The organism is Flammeovirga sp. OC4, from assembly GCF_000812565.1.
GTDB lineage: Bacteria > Bacteroidota > Bacteroidia > Cytophagales > Flammeovirgaceae > Flammeovirga.
This window is the reverse complement of sequence record NZ_JTAM01000004.1, coordinates 104768-125417: the sequence shown is the minus strand read 5'-3', so window position 1 is coordinate 125417 and position 20650 is coordinate 104768. Positions and strand designations below refer to the sequence as shown.

Here is a 20650-nt window from a genome sequence, read left to right as displayed (position 1 = left end):
GGAGTGAAATTTAGCTTTTGACTTCTAAGCCTTGACTTTTTTGCTTCGTTTTTGTGTTAAGACAAAAATGAAGAAGAAGGAAGTTTGAAAGTAGATCCTATAAAATCTTGCACAATAATCAATTGTAAGTTACCCAAAGCTTAGTTCACTATGTATTAACTGTATTTTAAAATAGTGTCACCTACTTTGACTTCTTTATCATTTGTAATGCACTTAATGATTCCATCTCTTTCGGCGACCAACTCAAATGTAGCTTTGTCAGATTCAAGTTCTACCAAAGGATCATCCACTTTTACATGATCACCTATTTCTACGAGCCATTTAGAAATGGTGACGGTGTTGATATCTCTACCAAGCGATGGAACCTTCACAAGGTCTTCTTCTTTTTCTTCAATAGATTCATGACTACCAATGACCATGATGGTGTCATTTACCAAGATTTCTTTTTTGGGGTTGATGTAAGTGACTATTCCATTATCATAACACTCTAATTCCATTGTTGCTTTGTCTGTTTCAACGTCCGCAAGTATATCTCCCTCTTTTACCATGTCACCAAGTTTTACATGCCATTTTGAAATAATGGCAGACTTCATGCTGTCTATCATTTTAGGCATTATAACAGCCTTACCGTTTTTTGGTACCTCTACATTGGGGATTTCTAAGCTATCATTATCTATATTTTCGGAGGTTTTAGTTTCAGTTGGGTTGGTATTCAGACCTTTTATGATCATGATAATTTCATTCACCAACAGTTCCTTTTTAGGGTTGATGTAAGTGATTATTCCATCATCATCATAGCTTTCTAATTCCATTACACCTATTTCCGTCTCAATTTCAGCTAAAATGTCTCCTTTCTTAACTTCTTTACCCACCTCAGTGAATAATTCAGTGACATGAGCCATTTTCATATTATCAAAGATCATAGGTAGCCTTACAGCTACGCTTCCTTCAGGAATATCTATTTCAGTTATGGTAAGGTCCTTGTGTTCAAAAATATTTTTTCTTTTTGGGTTTATGGGATTAATGACCATTATGACGTCATTCACCAATACTTCTTTTTTAGGATTTATATAAGTGACAGTACCTTCTTCATAATTCTCTAATTCCATTGTTGCTTTATCCGTTTCCACATCGGCAATTATATCACCCGCTTTTACCATGTCACCTATTTTTACATGCCATTTCGAAATAATGCCAGATTTCATATCATCCATCATTTTAGGCATTCTAATAGCTTCACCGCTTTTTGGTATTTCAACTTTGGTCATTTGAAGGTTTTGACCCGTAGGTTTTGTTCTAGGGGTAGTGCCTTTAGAAGCACTGAAGAACTGAAGTAGTTTGCTTAGCATTTGTAGTGTATTAATTGGAAAATATTGATCATAATATCATTATAAAATCATAGAATGACAACATATTTTGTAGGAAAAGAAAATAAGGATTGAGAAGATAAAGGGCATAAAAAAAGCATCAAACCGTAAGATTTGATGCCTTGTGTTTGCAGAGAGTGAGGGATTCGAACCCCCGGTACCTCGCGGTACAATGGTTTTCAAGACCACCGCATTCGACCACTCTGCCAACTCTCTATGTGCTATCTTTGTGTGATAGCGGGTGCAAATATGTGGGATGAATTTATACAATCCAAATATTTGCTGTATTTTTTATAAATTTGGTGGAAATAACTTCAAAAACGCTGCAATAAAGGGTGCAGAGAGTAATAAACCATCAAATCTATCTAGGAAACCACCATGTCCAGGCAATGTTTTTCCAGAATCTTTAATACTCATTGATCTCTTGAAAAGTGATTCAACAAGGTCTCCGTAAGTGCCCGTGACTACAATGATAATGGCAATGGTCACCCATCTCCAAGCTTCCAAAGAAGTATAGAAATGCGAGAAGATCAAACTTACCGTAACACCTAGTGCTGCTCCTCCAATACTTCCTTCCCAAGTTTTCTTTGGAGAAACTCTTTCAAAAAGTTTTCTTCGTCCAAAAGTTTTTCCCGAGAAATAAGCCCCTGAATCATTTGCCCATAAAATAAGCATGGCTCCTATAAGTATTTCATAATGATATTTTGTATCAAAAAATACATAAGCGTGAATCATAGAGTAAGGTACAGCGACATACATTACTCCCAAAAAGGTATAAGCTAAGTTTTTAAATGGTTTATCGTCTTTCTTATTGTAAAGCTTAATGAGGTAAGCTGACGAAAAGCCTAAAAAGACAAGGTACAGCCACTTCATTTCAATTATATCTAATTCGATAAAAAACGTTAGGCAGTAAATTAGAATCCCTAAGCAAGTACCATAAGTACGCAGAGGTAAGTGCGACTCCAAACGTAGTAGTTGATAAAACTCTAGGATGGTAGCGACACTGATAATTAAAAATAAAATAAAATAGGTCCAAACTCCGTAGTAGATGGCACCCAGCATACCAACACCCCCTAAAAATCCAACGATGACACGTTGAGTGAGTTCGGAGCTTTTATTCAAATTGAACATCTTGTTTAATAATTTGTGTTGCTTGTTCAGCAACAGATTTCTCAACATAAACTTCTCTATAACCGAAGTTATTGTAAGAAGAATCTCTTTTGTCTAAAATAACGGCATTTATACCACGTGCTTCTAATGTTTCCTTCACGATTTCGGCCTGATATAGCTGATCGCTAGCAAACACTTTTTCCCAATTATCCATGTTATTGTTGTTTATTGAATCTTAGGTTAGTGATTAAAAGACAATTTTTCTCCTCTTTTTTTGTAAAAAAATAAAAATCCAAAAGCAAAAATTGTAGACAGTATTACAATATACCATTCCGGAGCTTCCGTTGAAAATGGATCTGCCATTTCTTTTAATATTTCCTCTTTATTTACATAAACGCTAATAACAGTGATGGCATTATTGGTAATATGGGCTAATATAGCTGGATATAAACTTCTACCTGACCACAAAAATAAATATCCTAGCAATACTCCCAAGAACATTCTTACAAAGAAACCATAAAATTGTAAATGAATCGCTGAAAAAATAAAAGCAGTAGCCCAAACCGCTAGATGTGCATTTTTTAACATCCCTTCGATATAGCCTTGAACATACCCTCTAAATAGAAGTTCTTCACCTACCCCTGCAAAAATGGCAATCACAAGAAAACCAACAAGGAACTCTGGAAAACTTTGAAAATCGACAAGGAATATAGTCAGTTTTGCTAAATGAAGTTCTGTTTCTTTCATGATTACTTCTAAATCATGAAATGCAGCGGGAAGTTCTATATTTTGATTCCATACCAGCAAAGCGGAACCCAAAGGTAGAAATACTGCAATGACAATCATACTTAGAAGTAATTGGCTTTTTTCTGGAAGCTTTTTACTTAGCTGTTCTGTAAACTTTTGATCATAAAAGTAGCCATAAGTTAATGGCCCCAAGATAAAGGTGAAAAGTGCAGAAATTCCTTGAACGGTAAGCATTACCATTCTGTTGTCTTTATGCGATAATTGGTTAAATACTTCTTCGACACTAAAGTCATACAGCGGTAACAAAACACCCACTATAACAGCTTGGCCAACAAACGTGGCCATGATCACAAAAAGGATAAGTAAAAGAAATTTTTTAAAGAAATATCCAGGATTTTGTGCTTGAATATGGTCTGTCATGTTCTTTTATTACATTTGTATTTTAAAACAAATAAGGTCTAATATTCCTAATAGTTGTTATGAATTGACTCATAATTAGGAATTTAGGAACCTAAAGTGTTTTAATAGAGTTCACTAATGATAGCAAAGATACACTTCTTTTAATAAGTGTAGTAATCGCACGATTGGAATCAGGAAGTTCATACTTTGCTAAACGTATTAAAAGCTATAGAAAAGTGGTAAAAATAGGGGATTTAGAAATAAAAGATTTTCCATTACTGTTAGCACCAATGGAAGATGTGAGTGACCCTCCTTTCAGAGCGGTTTGTAAGGAAAACGGTGCAGACTTAATGTATACAGAGTTTATTTCTGCAGAGGGGTTAATTCGTGATGCAGTAAAGAGTCGTCAGAAATTAGATATCTACGATTATGAGCGCCCAATTGGTATTCAGATTTTCGGAGAGAAGATTGAATCAATGAGAGAGGCTGCGGCTATTGCTGAAGAAGCAAATCCAGAAATTATTGATATCAACTATGGCTGTCCCGTTAAGAAAGTGGCAGGTAGAGGAGCTGGAGCAGGTATTCTTTTGGACATCGACAAGATGCAAAAGATGACCGAAGAAATTGTGAAGCAGGTGAAAAAACCTGTTACCGTAAAAACTCGTTTGGGTTGGGATCACGACAATATTCGCATTTTAGAAGTAGCGAAAAGACTTCAAGATGTAGGTGTGCAGGCATTGACAATTCATGGCCGTACTCGTCAGCAGATGTACAAAGGTGTGGCAGATTGGAATCCAATTGCTGAAGTGAAAAACCATCCAGATATCCACATTCCAATTTTTGGTAATGGTGATATTGATTCTCCTCAAAAAGCAGTGGAGTACAAAGAGAAATACGGTATTGACGGGATCATGATTGGTAGAGCTTCTATTGGTTATCCTTGGATTTTCAGAGAAATCAAGCACTACATGGAAACAGGAGAAGTCCTTGACCCTCCATCAATCCAAGAAAGAATTGATACTGTAAAACGTCATCTGAACTTCTCAGTAGAGTGGAAAGGAGATAAAACGGGTATTTTTGAAATGAGAAGACACTACACTACTTATTTTAAAGGTGTACAACATTTCAAACCTTTCAGAACTCAGTTGGTGGAAGCAATGACGCACGATGAGGTAATGAATATCCTTTCAGAGGTAGAAGAAGCTTTTGACAAGCAAGTGATCTACTAGTTCAGGATTAGAAATAGAAATAATGAGGATAAAGTTTTGTATTTTTTTAATGCAAAACTCTATCCCTTTTATTTTGTGTCAAACTGTTGATAAAGTAGCATATACGCTCATTTTTCTACAATTTATTGATGTTGGTAAGTTGATAATTTGAAGCTTTTAAACGTGTTTGAAAATATTTTTTTCAATATGTGAACAACTTTTCACTATTAAATCAGTATAAGAACATAAATCAAAAAGATATCAACAACAGTGTTGGTATTTAAAAATTTTCGCTCAAAATAACTATCTACTATGAAATTTAAATTGAAGGTACTGTTTGTATTCTTTTGTTTTTTCAGTTTAAACCAATGGAGTTATTCACAAACCACACAAGACTTAAATCTTTCGAAAGGAAAATTGGCAGTTGGTGGCTACGATGTTGTGAGTTACTTCGATACAAAAGCGGTTGAAGGTGAAAAAGAATTCACAGCGGAATACAAAGGTGCTGAATATCGATTTATTTCACAGAAGCATGTTGATAAGTTTTTAGCCAATCCAGAAAAGTACCTTCCTGCCTATGGTGGTTGGTGTGCTTATGCCATGGCAGACAAAGGAGAGAAAGTAGATGTTAACTACGAAACCTTCGTTGTCCAGAATGGTAGGCTGATGCTTTTTTACAATAAGTTCTTTTCGAATACCAAAGAGTATTGGCATGAGGAAGGGCCTGATAAGTTAGAAAAGAAAGCAGATGCCAATTGGAATAAACTTGTCAATTAACATAAAAAGAGTAATCCTAAGTAAATGGGATTACTCTTTTTTATTTTTTCAACTTTATATCGACATTCCTGCAAGTTTTGATGATCTACTTTCAAGCTTCCTTCTTCTTCATTTTTCCATTGATGAAAAACGAAGCAAAAAATCTAGGCTTAGAAGTCAAAAGCTAAATTTCATTCCTCACGAATCACAATACACTACCATTTATCCATCATAAAAGGAATTGTCTTAATTAACGAAAACTTAGTTTAATTTACCAGCCCAGTATATAAGCAAACATCAGAGGAGCGACAATACTTGCGTCCGATTCTACAATGAATTTTGGAGATTTTGTATCTAATTTACCCCAAGTGATTTTTTCATTGGGAACTGCTCCTGAATAAGAACCGTAAGAAGTAGTGGAATCTGAAACCTGACAGAAATAACTCCAGAATGGCGTGTTTGTTCTTTCTAAATCTTGATAGAGCATAGGCACCACACAAATAGGGAAATCACCGGCGATACCACCGCCAATTTGATAAAAACCAATACCTAAATCTGTTGCATTTTCGGTATACCAATCTGCCAAGAAAGTCATGTATTCAATTCCCGATTTCATGGTGGAAGTTTTCAATTCACCCTTAATACAATAAGAGGCGAAAATATTACCGAGTGTTGAGTCTTCCCAGCCAGGAACTACAATAGGTATATTCTTTTTGGCAGCGGCCAACATCCAGCTATTTTTAGGATCAATTTCATAGTACTGTTCTAAAATACCTGATAACAATAATTTATAAAGAAACTCATGAGGGAAATAACGCTCTCCTTTTTCTTCAGCCTCTTTCCATATTTGGAAAATATGTTCTTGTATTCTTCTAAATGCTTCTTCTTCAGGAATACAAGTATCCGTTACTCGGTTCAAGCCTCTTTCTAGTAAATTCCATTCATCCTCTGGTGTAAGGTCTCTGTAGTTGGGTACTCTTTCATAATGATTGTGTGCCACCAGATTCATTACATCTTCTTCGAGGTTGGCCCCTGTACAAGAGACAATATGTACTTTATCTTGTCGGATCATCTCTGCAAAAGATCGACCGAGCTCTGCGGTTGACATGGCACCGGCTAGAGAAACTAACATTTTCTTTCCTTCTCCTAAGTGATTTACATAAGCCTCTGATGCATCAATTAAAGTAGCGGCATTAAAATGCTTGTAGTGGGCAAGCATGAATTCGGTAATTGGTCCTTTATTTCCCATTGAATTTAAATTTATAACTTAACAATTTGTAGTAGAGTTTGGCGGCCAAAAAATCAGGACCTTTGAGGCCTTTGATTGGAGCCAATTCAACGATATCAAAACCCACCACATTTTTTTGCTCAAATACTTTTCTTAAATATTGAATGGTAGGGTTCCAAAGTAAACCTCCAGGTTCGGGAGTACCGGTAGAGGGCATGATAGAGGGGTCAAAAGCATCAAGATCGATTGTGATAAAAACGTCATCTGTCATTTGATCAATAGACTTTTGCATCCATTCTGTAGTACCATAAATCTCTTCAGCAAAGTAGGTTTTTTCTTTATTGAGGTATTTCATTTCTGAAATGTCCATACTTCTGATACCCACTTGTATCAGATTTGTATTCACACTAGCATCATAAACAGCACATGCATGATTATAAGGCGTACCTAAATAAGAGGGGCGTAGATCCGTGTGGGCATCCAGTTGTAATACAGTCAGGTTGTCAAACTTCTCATAAAAAGCCTTTATAATTCCTATACTAATAGAATGCTCACCGCCGAAGAAAGTCAGGAACTTATCCGTCTTTAAAAGCTCTGTTGTACTTTCATAGATGGCCTTAAAAACCGCTTCGGGAGTGCTTTTTTCAGTGATTGGATCAAGAATATGAACACCTTCATGATAGACTTCAGAATTCGTTTCTATGTCATAGAGTTCCATATTTTCCAATGCATCAAGAAAAGGAACAAAGGATTTGTCAGCGCCTTTTCCCCATGTGCTTGTGCCGTCATATGGAATGGATTGCAACCATACTTTTGCCGTGTCTTTTTGGCAAAATTCATCTTCTAAACCTGCAAAATTTGGCATAAGCTATTCCGTTTCGTTTGTTCCTTTATACCCTAATAAATGGAACATGTCCTCTACAGATTGCTCATTTCTATAGACATAATCCACAATATTTCCTTTCTCATCCCTGTCAATAATCACATGTTTAGGAGAGGGGATAAGACAGTGTTTGATTCCACCATAACCTGAGATGGCATCTTGGTAGGCACCCGTATGGAAGAAGCCAAGGTAGAGTGGCTCTTCATCTTCTTCACTATATTCTGGCAAGAGTACTTCTTGGTTTAAATCTTCTGAATTATAATAGTCTGAGTGATCACAAGAAATACCACCAATAATTACTTTCCTGTATCGATTCTGCCACTTATTTATCGGAAGAAGGATAAATTTTTCATGAATAGACCATGCATCCGGGATCGTATTCATCAAACTATTGTTGACGATGTACCAGCACTCTGTATCGTTTTGATGTTTTTGGTCGAGAACTTGAAAAATAATAGCTCCACTTTCACCTACGGTAAATTTCCCGAACTCAGTAAATAAATGCGGGTCATCGATTTTGTGTTCAGAGCACGTTTCCTTGATAGTCGAAACAATATTATTGATGATATCATCATAGTTGTATTCAAAACCAAGATTGTTTCGAATAGGCAAACCACCACCGATATTAAAAGAATCTAGGGACTCAGAAACCTCTTTGAGTTTGACATAAGTAAACAATGCATTCTGAAACTCTCTCCAATAATAGAGAGTGTCCTTCACGCCGGAGTCCACAAAGAAATGCATCATTTTCAGTTCTACATTGTCTAATGGATTGATTTCATTTTTAACAAACTCCACAATCTCACTGCTAGGTATTCCTAATCGAGAAGTATTATAAGGAGAGCCCGGCTCGCCATTGATGGCAATTCTTACACCTATATTATACACCTGATCCGATTCCTGAACAAAATGTAGAAGGCGTTTGAGTTCATTTTTTCCATCTAATATGATGGTAATGTTAGAGAATCCCGATTCTTGTAGTTCTATGATTTTCTTGAGGTAATTGTCCGTCTTATAGCCGTTGCAAAGTATTTTTCGTTCTTTATCGATTTTCCCTTCAGCATACAAGCTTTGAATGAGGTTGATATCAAACGTAGAGGAAGTTTCAAGATTAACATTAAATTTCAGTGCTTCAGAAACCACATGAGAGAAGTGATTACACTTGGTCACATAGCAGTAATTGTAACTGCCATTGTATCCATGTCTTTTTCTTGCTCTATTAAATAAGTTGCGTGCTTTTTTGATCTGTTCTCCAATTTTAGGCAAATAGAAAAACCGAAATGGGGTTCCATATTTTTCGATGAGGTGTTTTAAACTGATTCCATGAAAAGCCAAGGAATCCTGTTTCAGATCAAAACCTTCCTGCGGAAAATAGTAGGTCTGATCGATCAGGTCAAAGTACTTATTTTTCATCCAGTAATTAGAAAATAGTTAGTTAATTATTATCTGAGCATATTGTAATGTTCATTTCATAATATACTGAATTTTAACATGTTTAAGAGTAATTTGTTTTAGTTTGGGTTGAAAAAGTATGCTCTCTTTTTTATAAAGAAATAATTTTAGAAAATTCTGATGGCGAGACTCCCTTAATTTTCTTGAAAGTACGATTAAACTGACTGATACTGTCAAATCCTACTTCATAGGCAATTTGACTTTTAGAGCGCCTAGTGTTTTTAAGAAGATGACAAGCCTGCTCAATCCTAAATTGATGTAGATAAGCCACAAAACTGATCCCTTTCGCCTGTTTAAACCATCTGCAAAAAGAGGTTTTGGTCATATTGACTTTAGTAGCCAAAGCTTCTAATTCAATTTGCTGTTGATAATTTTCAAAAATGAACCGATGAATAATATCTAGTCGTTCATTCCCAATAATTTGTTGCGTGCTGTTTTTCATCATAGGAATGAGTTCTCCCTTCTGTTGACTTAATTGATGAAGTAATTCAAGTAGCTTAAAAAATTGAGAAGTACTGTTTTTAGTATTGAAAAGAGTAGTAGCAAAATGCTTTAAAGATGTTTCAACAGGTGTGAAATTCAGTCCGCTTATCTTATGTTGGAATTGGTTGAAAAGGTCTTTTAATTCTGGAATTTGCATTAATCTTTCCTGATCGATCTGAATGACATACGCCTCCACTTCTTCCACTTCTTTAGAGGAAACCCACTGATGCGGTACATTGGGAGCAACCCAAATAAAATCACCTTCTTCAAAAGTGCTGACTTCATCGCCTACAAACCGTAATCCACTTCCTTTGGTAATATAAGTGAGTTCAATTTCTGGATGATAATGCCAATACGCCGTAAACGCTTTCTGTTCCACTTTGAAGACTTTAAATGAAGCGGAAGATTGCTCAGTATATTCTCTTTTTGCTTTGATATTTTCCTTAAAATTTATTGAATTAAATAATAAAGACAATATATGCATAGTGTTTGAAAAAATACACAAAGTTTAATGCCTTTTTGTACATTACTTTTGAGTATTGATTCACCATAAGATGTACAAAATGAAGAACTTATACCTAATACTTCCCATTCTAGTATTTCTTTTAAATGCATGTAATGAAATGAAAAAAGCGAATGCACCTATACCGCCAGTTCAATTTGGAGACATTCAGCCGGAAGGTTGGATCAAAGAACAAATGGAATATGATCTCAAAGAGGGTTTTGTGGGACACTTGGATGAGCTCGTTCCCGACTTGATCATTGAAGATGATATTTATGGCAAAGATCGATTAACCAAAAAAGTAAAATCAAAAGATGTTGGAGCAGTCAATTCTGAAGGAGAGTGGAATGTGCAGTTCTTATGGTGGAACTCAGAAACCCAATCGAATTGGTGGGACGGCTATATCAGAAATGCTTTACTAACTGGTGACAAAGAAGCGATAGCTAAAGTAGTGAAGTATGTCAATGATAAGTTGGCTACTCAAGATCCTGATGGATACATAGGTGTTTACGCCGATGATTTACGTTATGATCATACCACCGAAAATGGGGAATTATGGGCACAAGCGTCTTTATTTAGAGGTTTGCTCGCATACTATGAATCTACCAACGATCAGAAAGTATTGGATGCCGTTATCAAAGCAGTTGAGGTGACAATGGAAGCTTATCCAATTGGGCAATCGACTCCTTTTAAAACTGTAAAGCCTTTTGCAGGAGTAGGACATGGATTGACGTTTACGGATGTTTGTGACCAACTGTATGATATCACTGGAGAACAGAAATATTTAGACTTTGCCAAATTCTTGTTGGACGATTATAATCTTCATCAAATGGCAGAAGAGGATATTTTGTTGAAAAACTTAGCGGACAAAAATTATAAGTTCAAAGGACACGGAGTGCATACTTATGAACATTTGAGAAGTTTGACTTTAGCGGCTTACACATCAGATGATCCTAAGTACAAAGAAGGTTTACAGCATTATTTAGAAAAGCTGGAAGATGTAGTCAGTGTTAGCGGAGGTCCGATTGGTGATGAATGGATTTTCGGTAGACATGCTGATGCAGATAGCACAGGTTATGAATATTGCTCATTACAGGAATTACTAGACAGCTATGCCGTGTTGAATAAATTTGATCATAACAGTGCTTGGGCAGATAAAATAGAGTGGTTGCTTTTCAATGCCGCTCAAGGAGCTAGACATCCGCATCAATCTTCTATTGCGTATTGTAAGAGTGATAATTCGTATTCGATGTGCGGTCATATCAATGATCATGAGTGTAAAGAATCAAAAGAAAATCGTTTTAAATATTCTCCCGTACACAAAGATATAGCGGTTTGTTGTGCACCGAATGCCGGAAGAATCTATCCTTATTATATTCAAAATATGTGGCAGGCTGAAGGAAATGCCCTTTATTTAGATTTATATGGTCCTTCCAGTTTTACATCAAGAGTCAATGGAAAAAAAGTAACCGTAGAACAGGTGACCAATTATCCGGCTTCTGATCAAGTAGAATTAAAAATCTCAGGAAATACGGTATTTGATTTAGTACTAAGAGTACCACAATGGGCTGAAAAGTTTGAAATCAATGGAAAAGAATTTTCAGCGAACAATAAAGGATATGTGATTGTACCAAGTGATGTGGATAAGTCTTCCATAACCATTAAAATGGGATTCTCACCAGAAATCCATCAAGAAAAACAAGGAACGTATGTTTCTTATGGTCCATTATTGTTTGCACTGCCTTTAGAAGGAGTTGCTGAAGAGGTGAAAGTATGGAAAGGTGATTTCAAAGATCAGAAATACGCTTACAGTCAGGATGAAAAAGCGACTTACACATTAGCAACTAACTCGCGTATGAAAGTTCAGCAGATTGATGGCGAAAATCCTTTTGAAAGTGTGACGTTGGAAATGGGTTTTAAGAATACAGAAGGTAAAAAAGTAACTTCAACGATGAAGCCTTTAGGGGCAACCGTATTAAGAAAATCAGTATTTTAGAATTGAAATGAATAGAGAGAGCATGTTTGGTATTTTGTCAAGCATGCTCAACATATAACTGTTAAATACAATGTAAACTAAGTTTTCGTTATTTATAGCGTTTAGAAATCAGGAGATTTCTAATGATCTGTAGGACACGAATGACACTAACGTTTAACATTCGCGCCAGTAGGCTTTCTACCTAATTCATTTGGTAGTACTTCCCTGACCTTGAAAGTAGGACCTCAAAAGGTTGCAGAAATGTCGATTGAAAATTTACGGTAATTTAGTTTGCTAAATACAAAATAAGAAATGAAAAATATTACGACCCTTATCATCACTCTTGCATTGAGTACCCTGCTGTTTTCTTGTCAGGAAAAGAAAATGGAAGAGAAAACGAAACGACCCAATATCATTTATATCATGTCTGATGATCACGCCTATCAAGCCATCAGCGCTTATGATACATCTTTAATTCAGACACCCAACATTGATAGATTGGCCCATGAAGGAATGCGTTTTGATCATGCTTATGTTTCTAATTCTATTTGTTCACCAAGTAGGGCGGTGACTTTGACTGGGAAAATGAGCCATTTGAATTCGGTGAAAGACAATTTGGATGTATTTGATTCTACACAAATCACCTATCCGAAAATCTTACAGAATGCGGGTTACGAAACTGCTATTGTGGGGAAATGGCACTTGAAATCTCAGCCAACAGGTTTTGATTATTGGGAAGTATTGCCAGATCAAGGAGATTATTATCAACCTGACTTCAGAACGCCAAACGGTATGATCAATGAAAAAGGTTATGTAACGGATATTATCACGGATAAAGCCATTGATTATTTAGAGAAAAGAAAAGAGAACGATGAGCCGTTTATGTTGATGGTGCATCATAAAGCACCTCACCGTGAATGGATGGTAGCCATGGAGCACCTTCAAGCTTTTAAAGATCAGAAAATAAAACAGCCTGCCACTTTGTTTGATGATTATAAGGGCAGGGGAAAAGCGTCCAAGGAGGCAGAAATGAGAATCTCTGATCATATGGGATTGACCAACGATACTAAAGTTGAACCCGAAATAAGAGATGCCAAAGGTTTTAAGCCTTTTATGGGATGGTATGATTTTGCCTATTCCAAGAACTTGAAAAGAATGACACCTGAAGAAAAGGCAAAATGGGAGGAAGTGTATGGTCCTATCAATGAAGATTTTAAAAACAGTGATTTAAAAGGAAAAGAATTGACGGCTTGGAAATACCAACGTTATATGGAAGATTATTTGGGGACATTGGTGAGTGTAGATGAAAATGTAGGCCGTCTGTTGGATTATTTAGATAAAACGGGTTTAGCTGAAAACACAATTGTAGTCTATACCTCTGATCAAGGTTTTTATTTAGGTGAACATGGTTGGTTTGACAAAAGATTTATGTACGAGCAGTCTTTCAGAACACCATTGATGGTAAGATGGCCAGGACATATTAAAGCAGGATCAGTCAATAAAGATTTAGTGCAGAATATTGATTATGCTCCAAGTTTCTTAGAAGTGGCAGGTGTGGAAGTACCAAATGATATGCAAGGTGCATCTTTAATTCCATTGATGGAGCAAAAGACTACAGATTGGAGAGATGCTTTATATTATCATTATTATGAATATCCGGGCATTCACGGCGTTAAGCGTCATTACGGCATCAAAACAAAACGTTATAAATTGATCCATTTCTATTATGATATTGATGAATGGGAATTGTATGATTTAGAAAAGGACCCTGATGAAATGCAAAATGTATATTCTGATCCTTCTTATGCTGAGGTAAGAGATGCATTGCATCAGAAATTGAAGGATTTAAGAAAGCAATACGGAGACTCTGATCAATTGACTCAAGAAATGTTGAAAGCAGATTTAAAGCGGTTGGAGGAATTGGGGTTGAATTAAAGTTGAACAGGTTATTCCATTAAATGGGATGACCTATTTTTTTACTCAAGATAATAATTTAGCGGTTTCTATTAATCCTCTATTTTTCATTAAGACTAATAATTCATCTCTGGTATAAGGTGGATTTTTATACATTTTGAGTTGCTGTTGAAAGGCGATATAAAGTAACTCTTTATCGATGAATTGACTGATAAATTGGTCTGGATGTATGGCTGTAATATGCCATTTTTCTAACTCCTCAGTTGGAAAATCTTTAATATTATAAGTAATAATCAAGCGAGATTTACTTTCAATAGCACATGCCACAACATGTCTATCATCTAAATCTCTTGACATTTTTTACTTCATCTATTCTTGATTGTATTAATGCTGAAGGAATGCATGATTCAGGAAAAATAGCATTCATTCTTTGGGCAACTTTCTGATATTTTTGTTGATTTTCATTTCTCTTTAAAGCTAAATTTCTAGTCCACTCATCTTGAATTATTTCAGACCAAAAGGCATTTATTGCGTCATTGTTATGTAGGCAAAGAAATAAATCTCTCAATAATACAGGATATAAAATATTGGCATCTAAGACACAATTAATCATTATAATTCCATATTTAGGTCTTCGGATAAATCAGCTAAACCTTCCAAACTTTTTGATCTCTTTTCTCTTTTCAACATATAGTTTTTGATGTCCTGCTCATAATACATTCTGCGATTACCATTTTTCGTAAATGGAATTTTACCATTTTCAGAAAGTTTGATTAAAGTAGGGCGAGACATTCCTAATAAATCAGCCGCCTTTTGAGAAGTGATGAGAACTGATGGCTTTTCAGCCAATGTATCCGACATAATAATCGCAGTAATGGATTCAATTTTCTCTTGATCTTCTATGATCATCTTGGTGCCGTTGATAATCACTTCGATCTGTTGTATTTTATGGATGTTATCGTTTATCATAATATTTACTTTTATATTTCAAATATATAAATTATTTGAAATATTCGAAAATTTTGATTGCTAAAAAATCCCATTGAAAAAACGTATTTCAATGGGATTTCTAGCCTTAGTCAAAGAATGACTTATAGATTATTTTCAACAAATTCTGTCATTTGTTGGTATAAGTGAAGTCTTGTATTTCCACCATAGATACCGTGGTTTCTATTTGGGTAGAAGAACTCACTGAATTGTTTTCCAGCTTGAATTAATGCATTTGATAAGTCGAATGAGTTTTGAACATGTACGTTGTCATCACCCGTACCGTGAATCAAAAAGAATTTACCTTTTAGTTTGTTCACGTGCTTAATAGGAGAGTTGTCATCGTATCCAGAAGGGTTTAATTGAGGTGTTTTCAAGAAACGTTCTGTGTAAATAGTGTCATAGTATCTCCATGTTGTAACAGGAGCCACGGCGATGGCCATTTTGAATTGATCTGCACCTGTAAATAAACATAACGATGACATATAACCACCAAAACTCCATCCCCAGATACCAATTCTACCAGCGTCCACGTAGTTTTGTTTTCCTAACCATTTTGCAGTTTGGATTTGATCAATGGCTTCCAATTTACCCAATTGAGCGTACGTAGCATGTTTGAAATCTCTACCTCTCGAACCTGTACCACGAGGGTCAACTACAGCCACAATATATCCTTTTTGAGTCAACATTTGATGCCAAGCGAAGTTGCCACCGCCCCATGCATTTGCGACTTGATTGGAACCTGGACCTGAGTATTGGAACATTAAAACAGGGTATTTTTTGTTTTCATCAAAATCAGCAGGCTTCAGCATATAACCGAAAAGTTCTACATTGTCTTCAGTAGTGAAAGTAAAGTGCTCTTTTTTCACAAAACCATAACTATCAATTAGCTTTTTGAAATCAGCATTATCCTCCAATACTTTTACCAATTGATTTTTCTTTGTTTTAAATAAAGAAGTCGTTGATACCTCTTCTGAGTTGCTGTGCTTCGCAATATAATAGCTGAAGTCATTGCTCATATTGACATGAGTCTGACCACTTTTAGTAGAAAGTTTTATTTTCTTTTTTCCATAAATATCGATAGAGTAGAAGTCTCTGTCTAATGGAGCTACTTCATTGGAAACATAATAAAGAACCGCTTTCTTACTGTTTTCATTAATACCTACAAGCTCGCTAACTTCCCATTCTCCAGAAGTGATTTGACGAACTTGAGACCCATCAATATTATATAAATAAATGTGCTTATAGCCACTCATCTCTGAAGTGTAGATGAAGTGTTTTCCGTCTTTCAAATAAGTAAGGTTGTCACAGTAATCTATGTCAACATACGTCTTACTTTCTTCTGTTAAAATCACTTTGCTGTCACCTGTAGAAGCATCAGCATGTAGAATTTCCAATTTATTTTGCAGACGGTTCATTCTGATGATAGAAACAGTATTCGCATCCGTTGTCCATTTTACTCTTGGAATATAGATGTCTGTCTCCGTTCCGATATCTAATTTCGTATGCTTGTTTCCGTTTTCAAGGTCAACTACTGCTACAGCTACAACTGAATTTTTTTCCCCTGCTTTAGGGTATTTGAAGCGGTAGTCATTAGGGTAAAGGCCTCCCCAAAGTTGCATATTGTATTCAGGAACTTCTGTTTCATTAAAGATCTGATAAGCAATTTTACGGCTGTCAGGAGACCAGAAAAATGCTTTAGCGAAAGAAAACTCCTCTTCATATACCCAGTCTGCTGAACCATTGATGATATGATTGAACTTACCGTCTGTAGTCAATTGCGTTTCTTTCATATCTGCAAGGTCCACTACAAAAAGGTTATTCTCTCTTACAAAAGCGACTTTTTTACCGTCAGGAGAGAAAGTTGCGTAAGATTGTTTTCCATTAGGAGATAACTTAGTGACTGCCTTCGTTTCAAAATTGTAAACGAAATATTCTGCTTTATAAGAACGACGGTAGATCGATTCTCTCTCAGTCATTAATAAAATTTGACGCTCATCAGAAGAAAAAGAATAACCTCCAATTTTAATTTCAGGAGATAATGAACTTCCGTCAAGAATAGTTGCTACTTCTTGTCCAGTAGTCACATCATTTTTAATGATTTTGTTGTCTTTCAACTTTGTGTAAAACTGTCCCGCTTTCATCCAGCGAACAGCATTGACAGATTTAGGGTAGAACTTATAGTCCCTCCAAATATCTTCAAGTGTTATTTGCTTGTTTTGTGCATGTGCTGATAGGAAAAGCACACATAGGAATCCGATTAATAATGATAATCGTTTTTTCATATTAAAAGATTGTTGATGGAAGTAAAAATTAGATAATTATTGATGCTTGAATTGAGCTAAGAGTATACAATTTACCTTTTCTTAAAAGTGATGAGTTTACTCTCAATTAAATTACCAGCCTAAATATATAGAAAGTAAGCGATTGGTAAAAAATCAAGGCATAAAAAAATCTTACAACGCTTAATTACATTGTAAGATTTTTAGTTCATGCTGTTAGAAATTTATACGGCTTCGTCGTAGACTACTGTCGTATTTAGTTCTGTAGCATTGTTCTCTTGACTTAATGCATGTAGTTCATCCTCTAAAAAGTAGATGTGATTCTGCATGTCATTAATTCGGCGGTTCTTGTCGTAGACAGTTTTGTGTAGTTTGTCGATGTACCCTTGACTGTCGATCAACATTTTCTTTAGACGATCCATGTAAAGTCGATCGGATTCATTCCATCCCTGTTCAAGTAACGTTACTTTTCTTTTGTTTAAATCTGCCTGAGGCGAGTTCTTCGGATAGTTAATACTCTGCTTTTTCATCATTAATTTAGAATTTATAAGTAGTAAAAAATCATATCTACACGCAAAAATAAGTAGTTATAGACGTGTAAATGATTAAGCAATCATTGGACAAATCAATTGCTTAGTTAATTTGATTTTTGAATAGATTAAGTAATTCACGTACTGGATTTATATCACAAATTTAAAATGTTATATTATTTATACAAATAATTAAAGAGATTTCTATTAATTTATTTTAACATTGTGTGAATTTTCTTAAAAAATCAGGTTGAATGAAAGGTTTGGGGTGATTCCGAGTTGTGAGATATCCGTTAGCACATATTCATAATTGTTGGTATTTTCAGGACCTACCTGTGTAACTTGACGTTCTTCCGTATTTTGCTGATTGTATAAATCGTAAATGGTCAGTACTATTTCACCTTTCATCCTTTTACCGATTCTAAAGTTGTATTCAGAAGAAAAGTCCAAGCGATGATACAGAGGTATGTCATAGGGTTCTATATCAGAAGTCTTAGGTTGTTCGTTATTATTTCCAGGAATTGGGTTCGGAGTATTAAGAAGATCATTGAAATCATAAGAAGTATTTTTTACTACCCATGTCAGTCCAGCTTTCCATCTTTTTCTTTTATACATACTGGCTAACTGAAGTATACTTGTTCTTTTCTTTTCGGCTTCTCTAGGGGTGTATTGTTTGTTATATTGATTGTAGCCATAGCTCATATAGAAGTACCAACGTCTTGCATTGTACTCATACATTACATCTACTCCGTAAGATTCTCCATCACCAATATACTTCTTAAAGTAAACTGGATTTCTAAACGTTAGGTCAGACATCTCGCCGGTACTTTGCTTGTAGTAACCTTCCACATCCAAAGCGTGTTTTAACCATTTAAAAGTACCTCCACCAATAAAGTGATTGGAAGTGATAACAGGTATATTTTCGTCGTCAGAAATGATCCAATAAGAATCATAGGTAAGCTCATCAGATAACTCTCGGACAAATTGATAATACCTTCCTGCAGAGAATTTCAAACTAAATATATTATCATGACCAATCGGTAAAGTCCCTTGAACTCTTGGTGCTAAATAAGCTTTTTGACTTGGTTGGTAATACCATACTCTACTCCCTACCGTTAATGATAGTTTGTTGAGAAAGAAGCTGTATTGTGTATAGAGTCCGGCAGATTGGGACGAAGTGAGGCTATCGTATTCTTTTAATAAAAAGCCGTTAGGTTTTAGATCCTTGACTACAGAATAATAGGTGTATATACCACCAACATCTAAACGGCCATTTTTAAAGAAAATTTGCTGATCAGAATGAAAACTGATGTCTTGCATTTTCTGATAGCCAAAAGTAGTGACCTTTTTTAAAGGGCGGTTACTGGTGGTATCTTTTCGGTAGAAAATTCTATCATTTTTTCGTGTATTATCTGAGTATGTAAAGTACACGCTGGAATTCACTTTGTTGTAATGTGATTTCCATTCTAGAGACATGGCATTATTGCTCCATTCTCTTGTGTCTGAATTCGTTTTTGTAGGTGATTGCTTAGGTGCCTTTTTTCTTGGTGATTCTCTGAGTGGTAGTGGAATATCAAAAGAAGAGAAGTAATTGTCTTGAGAAAAAAGATAGCTGAATGATAAACTATGGTCTTTATTGACTTGATAAATGACTTTAGCGTTCGCGTCATGATAGTCGATATCAGGTTTCACACTTTGATTGTAAATACTGACGCTTTGTTCCTCATCGGCAAACTCTTTACTTTCACCTGTTTCTAAATTCCGATCATATAACAACCTTTCTATTGCCCCGTGATACTTTCTAAATGTACCCAGTACCGCTAACTTTCCTCTAACAATAGGAGTGGATAAATAAGCTTTATATCCTAATAGGCTAAGACCCACATTACCTTCAGTATGATAAAGCGGAGGATCTTTGAGACCAATATCTAAAATACTCGATACTCTCGCTCCATAAAGACAATCATAGCCGCCAGGGTAAAGGATCGCGGAGTTCGTAATATCCGGATTGATAACGCTTTGTAGACCAAAATAATGATCCAATTGATACATCGGATATTTATCAATAAGTGTAAGGTTCTGATCCGTTTCACCACCTCTCACTTCCAATGCAGAAGACAACCCCGTTGTACTAACACCAGGTAAAAGTTTTAAAGCATAAAAAACATCCTCTTGATCAGAAGTAGGGAGATTACCAATGCCTGCATTTTTGACATTTTTACCTCTACTTTGTTGATCTATTAAGGATGTGATAGAGTCTAATTGTGTTTCGTAGACCAATTCTGGCAGACTTTGCTTTTTGACTCTAAGTGCAATATCTAATGGCTTAGAAAGATCCAAATCAGCTACAGGTATAGCCAAGTCTTCAAAACCAAGAAATTTGATGAGTAAGGTATCATTGGCAGGGACAGAGACATTAAACATTCCGTTTTCATCAGAAACAGCGTATTTACGAGTTACTAATGATTCTATTGTAGTGTAAGGAAGTGTGTTATTATTTGTGTCACTGACAATCCCTTTAATATTAATTTTTTGGACTATTTTTTTTCGGATGACAATAAACTGATCATCTAGTACTTCATATTCCAGATCACTTCCTGCTAGTGCTTGTACTAAAGACTTTTCTAAGGTAGCTTCATTAAAAGCAATATCCACTTTTTTATCTTCGAGTAATTTATCATTGAAAGAAAAGTACACACCAAAGTGATGTTCAATTTCTTTGAGCACTTTTTTCAGTGGTTCTTCGTGATATTGAGCAGTAAAAAGTGGACCTTGGGCCCATAGTAATAATGGACTCAAGATGACAAGTAGGAGTAAAACGTAACTA

General features: G+C 35.5%; 18 protein-coding genes and 1 tRNA gene. 4 read left to right on the top strand and 15 right to left on the bottom strand.

Features of this window, described 5'->3' with window-relative positions; translation table 11 throughout:
- Positions 1-155: 155 nt before the first annotated feature.
- The 5 genes from PL77_RS04765 to PL77_RS04745 all read right to left on the bottom strand — a co-directional run bounded on the left by PL77_RS04765 (position 156) and on the right by PL77_RS04745 (position 3644).
- Positions 156-1349 (bottom strand): biotin/lipoyl-containing protein, encoded by a 1194-nt coding sequence (locus tag PL77_RS04765; RefSeq protein ID WP_044202271.1) that lies wholly within the window; start codon positions 1347-1349, stop codon positions 156-158.
- 149 nt (positions 1350-1498) lie between these two features.
- Positions 1499-1583, bottom strand: a tRNA-Ser gene (locus tag PL77_RS04760).
- 75 nt (positions 1584-1658) lie between these two features.
- A complete protein-coding gene (locus PL77_RS04755; protein WP_044202269.1) occupies positions 1659-2498 on the bottom strand; it encodes a phosphatidate cytidylyltransferase in 840 nt (279 codons plus the stop codon).
- Positions 2482-2691 carry a putative signal transducing protein gene (locus tag PL77_RS04750; RefSeq protein WP_044202267.1) on the bottom strand — a complete coding sequence of 70 codons (210 nt, stop codon included), beginning with the start codon at positions 2689-2691 and terminating at the stop codon, positions 2482-2484. Before PL77_RS04750 ends, PL77_RS04755 begins: the two co-directional genes overlap by 17 nt.
- Before the next feature lie 26 nt (positions 2692-2717).
- Entirely contained in the window at positions 2718-3644 is a 927-nt protein-coding gene (locus PL77_RS04745; protein ID WP_044202265.1) for a CPBP family intramembrane glutamic endopeptidase, read from the bottom strand.
- Between the two features lie 215 nt (positions 3645-3859).
- On the opposite strand from PL77_RS04745, the gene dusB reads away from it, so the two are divergent.
- Positions 3860-4852, top strand: a complete 993-nt coding sequence (dusB, locus tag PL77_RS04740) for a tRNA dihydrouridine synthase DusB (RefSeq protein ID WP_044202514.1) — start codon at positions 3860-3862, stop codon at positions 4850-4852.
- A 291-nt stretch (positions 4853-5143) separates the two neighbouring features.
- Positions 5144-5608 carry a YHS domain-containing (seleno)protein gene (locus tag PL77_RS04735; protein WP_044202263.1) on the top strand — a complete coding sequence of 155 codons (465 nt, stop codon included), beginning with the start codon at positions 5144-5146 and terminating at the stop codon, positions 5606-5608.
- Positions 5609-5858: 250 nt separating this feature from the next.
- Here PL77_RS04735 and PL77_RS04730 read toward each other — a convergent pair whose 3' ends face one another.
- The 4 genes from PL77_RS04730 to PL77_RS04715 all read right to left on the bottom strand — a co-directional run bounded on the left by PL77_RS04730 (position 5859) and on the right by PL77_RS04715 (position 10117).
- On the bottom strand, positions 5859-6836 hold the full coding sequence (locus PL77_RS04730) for a deoxyhypusine synthase family protein (protein WP_044202261.1): 978 nt from the start codon (positions 6834-6836) through the stop codon (positions 5859-5861).
- Complete coding sequence (gene speB, locus PL77_RS04725) at positions 6826-7680, bottom strand: agmatinase (protein WP_044202260.1); 855 nt, start codon at positions 7678-7680, stop codon at positions 6826-6828. The genes PL77_RS04730 and speB overlap by 11 nt, the downstream gene beginning before the upstream one ends.
- 3 nt (positions 7681-7683) lie before the next feature.
- Positions 7684-9111, bottom strand: coding sequence for a decarboxylase (locus tag PL77_RS04720; protein WP_044202259.1), 1428 nt, complete (start codon positions 9109-9111; stop codon positions 7684-7686).
- Positions 9112-9241: 130 nt separating this feature from the next.
- Entirely contained in the window at positions 9242-10117 is an 876-nt protein-coding gene (locus tag PL77_RS04715; protein ID WP_044202258.1) for an AraC family transcriptional regulator, read from the bottom strand.
- Positions 10118-10256: 139 nt separating this feature from the next.
- Here PL77_RS04715 and PL77_RS04710 point away from each other — a divergent pair, with 139 nt between their 5' ends.
- Positions 10257-12131 carry a beta-L-arabinofuranosidase domain-containing protein gene (locus PL77_RS04710; RefSeq protein ID WP_172665798.1) on the top strand — a complete coding sequence of 625 codons (1875 nt, stop codon included), beginning with the start codon at positions 10257-10259 and terminating at the stop codon, positions 12129-12131.
- 291 nt (positions 12132-12422) lie between these two features.
- Complete coding sequence (locus PL77_RS04705) at positions 12423-14045, top strand: sulfatase (protein ID WP_044202257.1); 1623 nt, start codon at positions 12423-12425, stop codon at positions 14043-14045.
- Positions 14046-14090: 45 nt separating this feature from the next.
- On the opposite strand, the gene PL77_RS31475 is transcribed toward PL77_RS04705, so the two are convergent.
- The 6 genes from PL77_RS31475 to PL77_RS04680 all read right to left on the bottom strand — a co-directional run bounded on the left by PL77_RS31475 (position 14091) and on the right by PL77_RS04680 (position 20622).
- Positions 14091-14381 carry a hypothetical protein gene (locus PL77_RS31475; protein ID WP_052444177.1) on the bottom strand — a complete coding sequence of 97 codons (291 nt, stop codon included), beginning with the start codon at positions 14379-14381 and terminating at the stop codon, positions 14091-14093.
- The gene (locus tag PL77_RS31470) at positions 14362-14637 is read right to left on the bottom strand and encodes a hypothetical protein (protein WP_052444176.1); all 276 of its coding nucleotides are present in this window, start codon (positions 14635-14637) and stop codon (positions 14362-14364) included. Before PL77_RS31470 ends, PL77_RS31475 begins: the two co-directional genes overlap by 20 nt.
- The gene (locus PL77_RS04695) at positions 14637-14993 is read right to left on the bottom strand and encodes a helix-turn-helix domain-containing protein (RefSeq protein ID WP_052444175.1); all 357 of its coding nucleotides are present in this window, start codon (positions 14991-14993) and stop codon (positions 14637-14639) included. Before PL77_RS04695 ends, PL77_RS31470 begins: the two co-directional genes overlap by 1 nt.
- Positions 14994-15115: 122 nt before the next feature.
- Positions 15116-17296: a S9 family peptidase gene (locus PL77_RS04690; protein ID WP_044202256.1), complete on the bottom strand. Its 2181-nt coding sequence runs from the start codon at positions 17294-17296 to the stop codon at positions 15116-15118.
- A 221-nt stretch (positions 17297-17517) separates the two neighbouring features.
- Positions 17518-17826, bottom strand: coding sequence for a hypothetical protein (locus PL77_RS04685; RefSeq protein ID WP_044202255.1), 309 nt, complete (start codon positions 17824-17826; stop codon positions 17518-17520).
- Positions 17827-18060: 234 nt separating this feature from the next.
- Complete coding sequence (locus PL77_RS04680) at positions 18061-20622, bottom strand: TonB-dependent receptor plug domain-containing protein (RefSeq protein ID WP_044202254.1); 2562 nt, start codon at positions 20620-20622, stop codon at positions 18061-18063.
- Between the last annotated feature and the right edge of the window lie 28 nt (positions 20623-20650).

Excerpts from the sequence above, each read along its gene's own strand:
- PL77_RS04765 (WP_044202271.1), bottom strand. The coding sequence starts at position 1,349 with ATGCTAAGCAAACTACTTCAGTTCTTCAGTGCTTCTAAAGGCACTACC.
- PL77_RS04755 (WP_044202269.1), bottom strand. The coding sequence starts at position 2,498 with ATGTTCAATTTGAATAAAAGCTCCGAACTCACTCAACGTGTCATCGTT.
- PL77_RS04750 (WP_044202267.1), bottom strand. The coding sequence starts at position 2,691 with ATGGATAATTGGGAAAAAGTGTTTGCTAGCGATCAGCTATATCAGGCC.
- PL77_RS04745 (WP_044202265.1), bottom strand. The coding sequence starts at position 3,644 with ATGACAGACCATATTCAAGCACAAAATCCTGGATATTTCTTTAAAAAA.
- PL77_RS04735 (WP_044202263.1), top strand. The coding sequence starts at position 5,144 with ATGAAATTTAAATTGAAGGTACTGTTTGTATTCTTTTGTTTTTTCAGT.
- PL77_RS04730 (WP_044202261.1), bottom strand. The coding sequence starts at position 6,836 with ATGGGAAATAAAGGACCAATTACCGAATTCATGCTTGCCCACTACAAG.
- speB (WP_044202260.1), bottom strand. The coding sequence starts at position 7,680 with ATGCCAAATTTTGCAGGTTTAGAAGATGAATTTTGCCAAAAAGACACG.
- PL77_RS04720 (WP_044202259.1), bottom strand. The coding sequence starts at position 9,111 with ATGAAAAATAAGTACTTTGACCTGATCGATCAGACCTACTATTTTCCG.
- PL77_RS04715 (WP_044202258.1), bottom strand. The coding sequence starts at position 10,117 with ATGCATATATTGTCTTTATTATTTAATTCAATAAATTTTAAGGAAAAT.
- PL77_RS04710 (WP_172665798.1), top strand. The coding sequence starts at position 10,257 with ATGAAAAAAGCGAATGCACCTATACCGCCAGTTCAATTTGGAGACATT.
- PL77_RS04705 (WP_044202257.1), top strand. The coding sequence starts at position 12,423 with ATGAAAAATATTACGACCCTTATCATCACTCTTGCATTGAGTACCCTG.
- PL77_RS31475 (WP_052444177.1), bottom strand. The coding sequence starts at position 14,381 with ATGTCAAGAGATTTAGATGATAGACATGTTGTGGCATGTGCTATTGAA.
- PL77_RS31470 (WP_052444176.1), bottom strand. The coding sequence starts at position 14,637 with ATGATTAATTGTGTCTTAGATGCCAATATTTTATATCCTGTATTATTG.
- PL77_RS04695 (WP_052444175.1), bottom strand. The coding sequence starts at position 14,993 with ATGATAAACGATAACATCCATAAAATACAACAGATCGAAGTGATTATC.
- PL77_RS04690 (WP_044202256.1), bottom strand. The coding sequence starts at position 17,296 with ATGAAAAAACGATTATCATTATTAATCGGATTCCTATGTGTGCTTTTC.
- PL77_RS04685 (WP_044202255.1), bottom strand. The coding sequence starts at position 17,826 with ATGATGAAAAAGCAGAGTATTAACTATCCGAAGAACTCGCCTCAGGCA.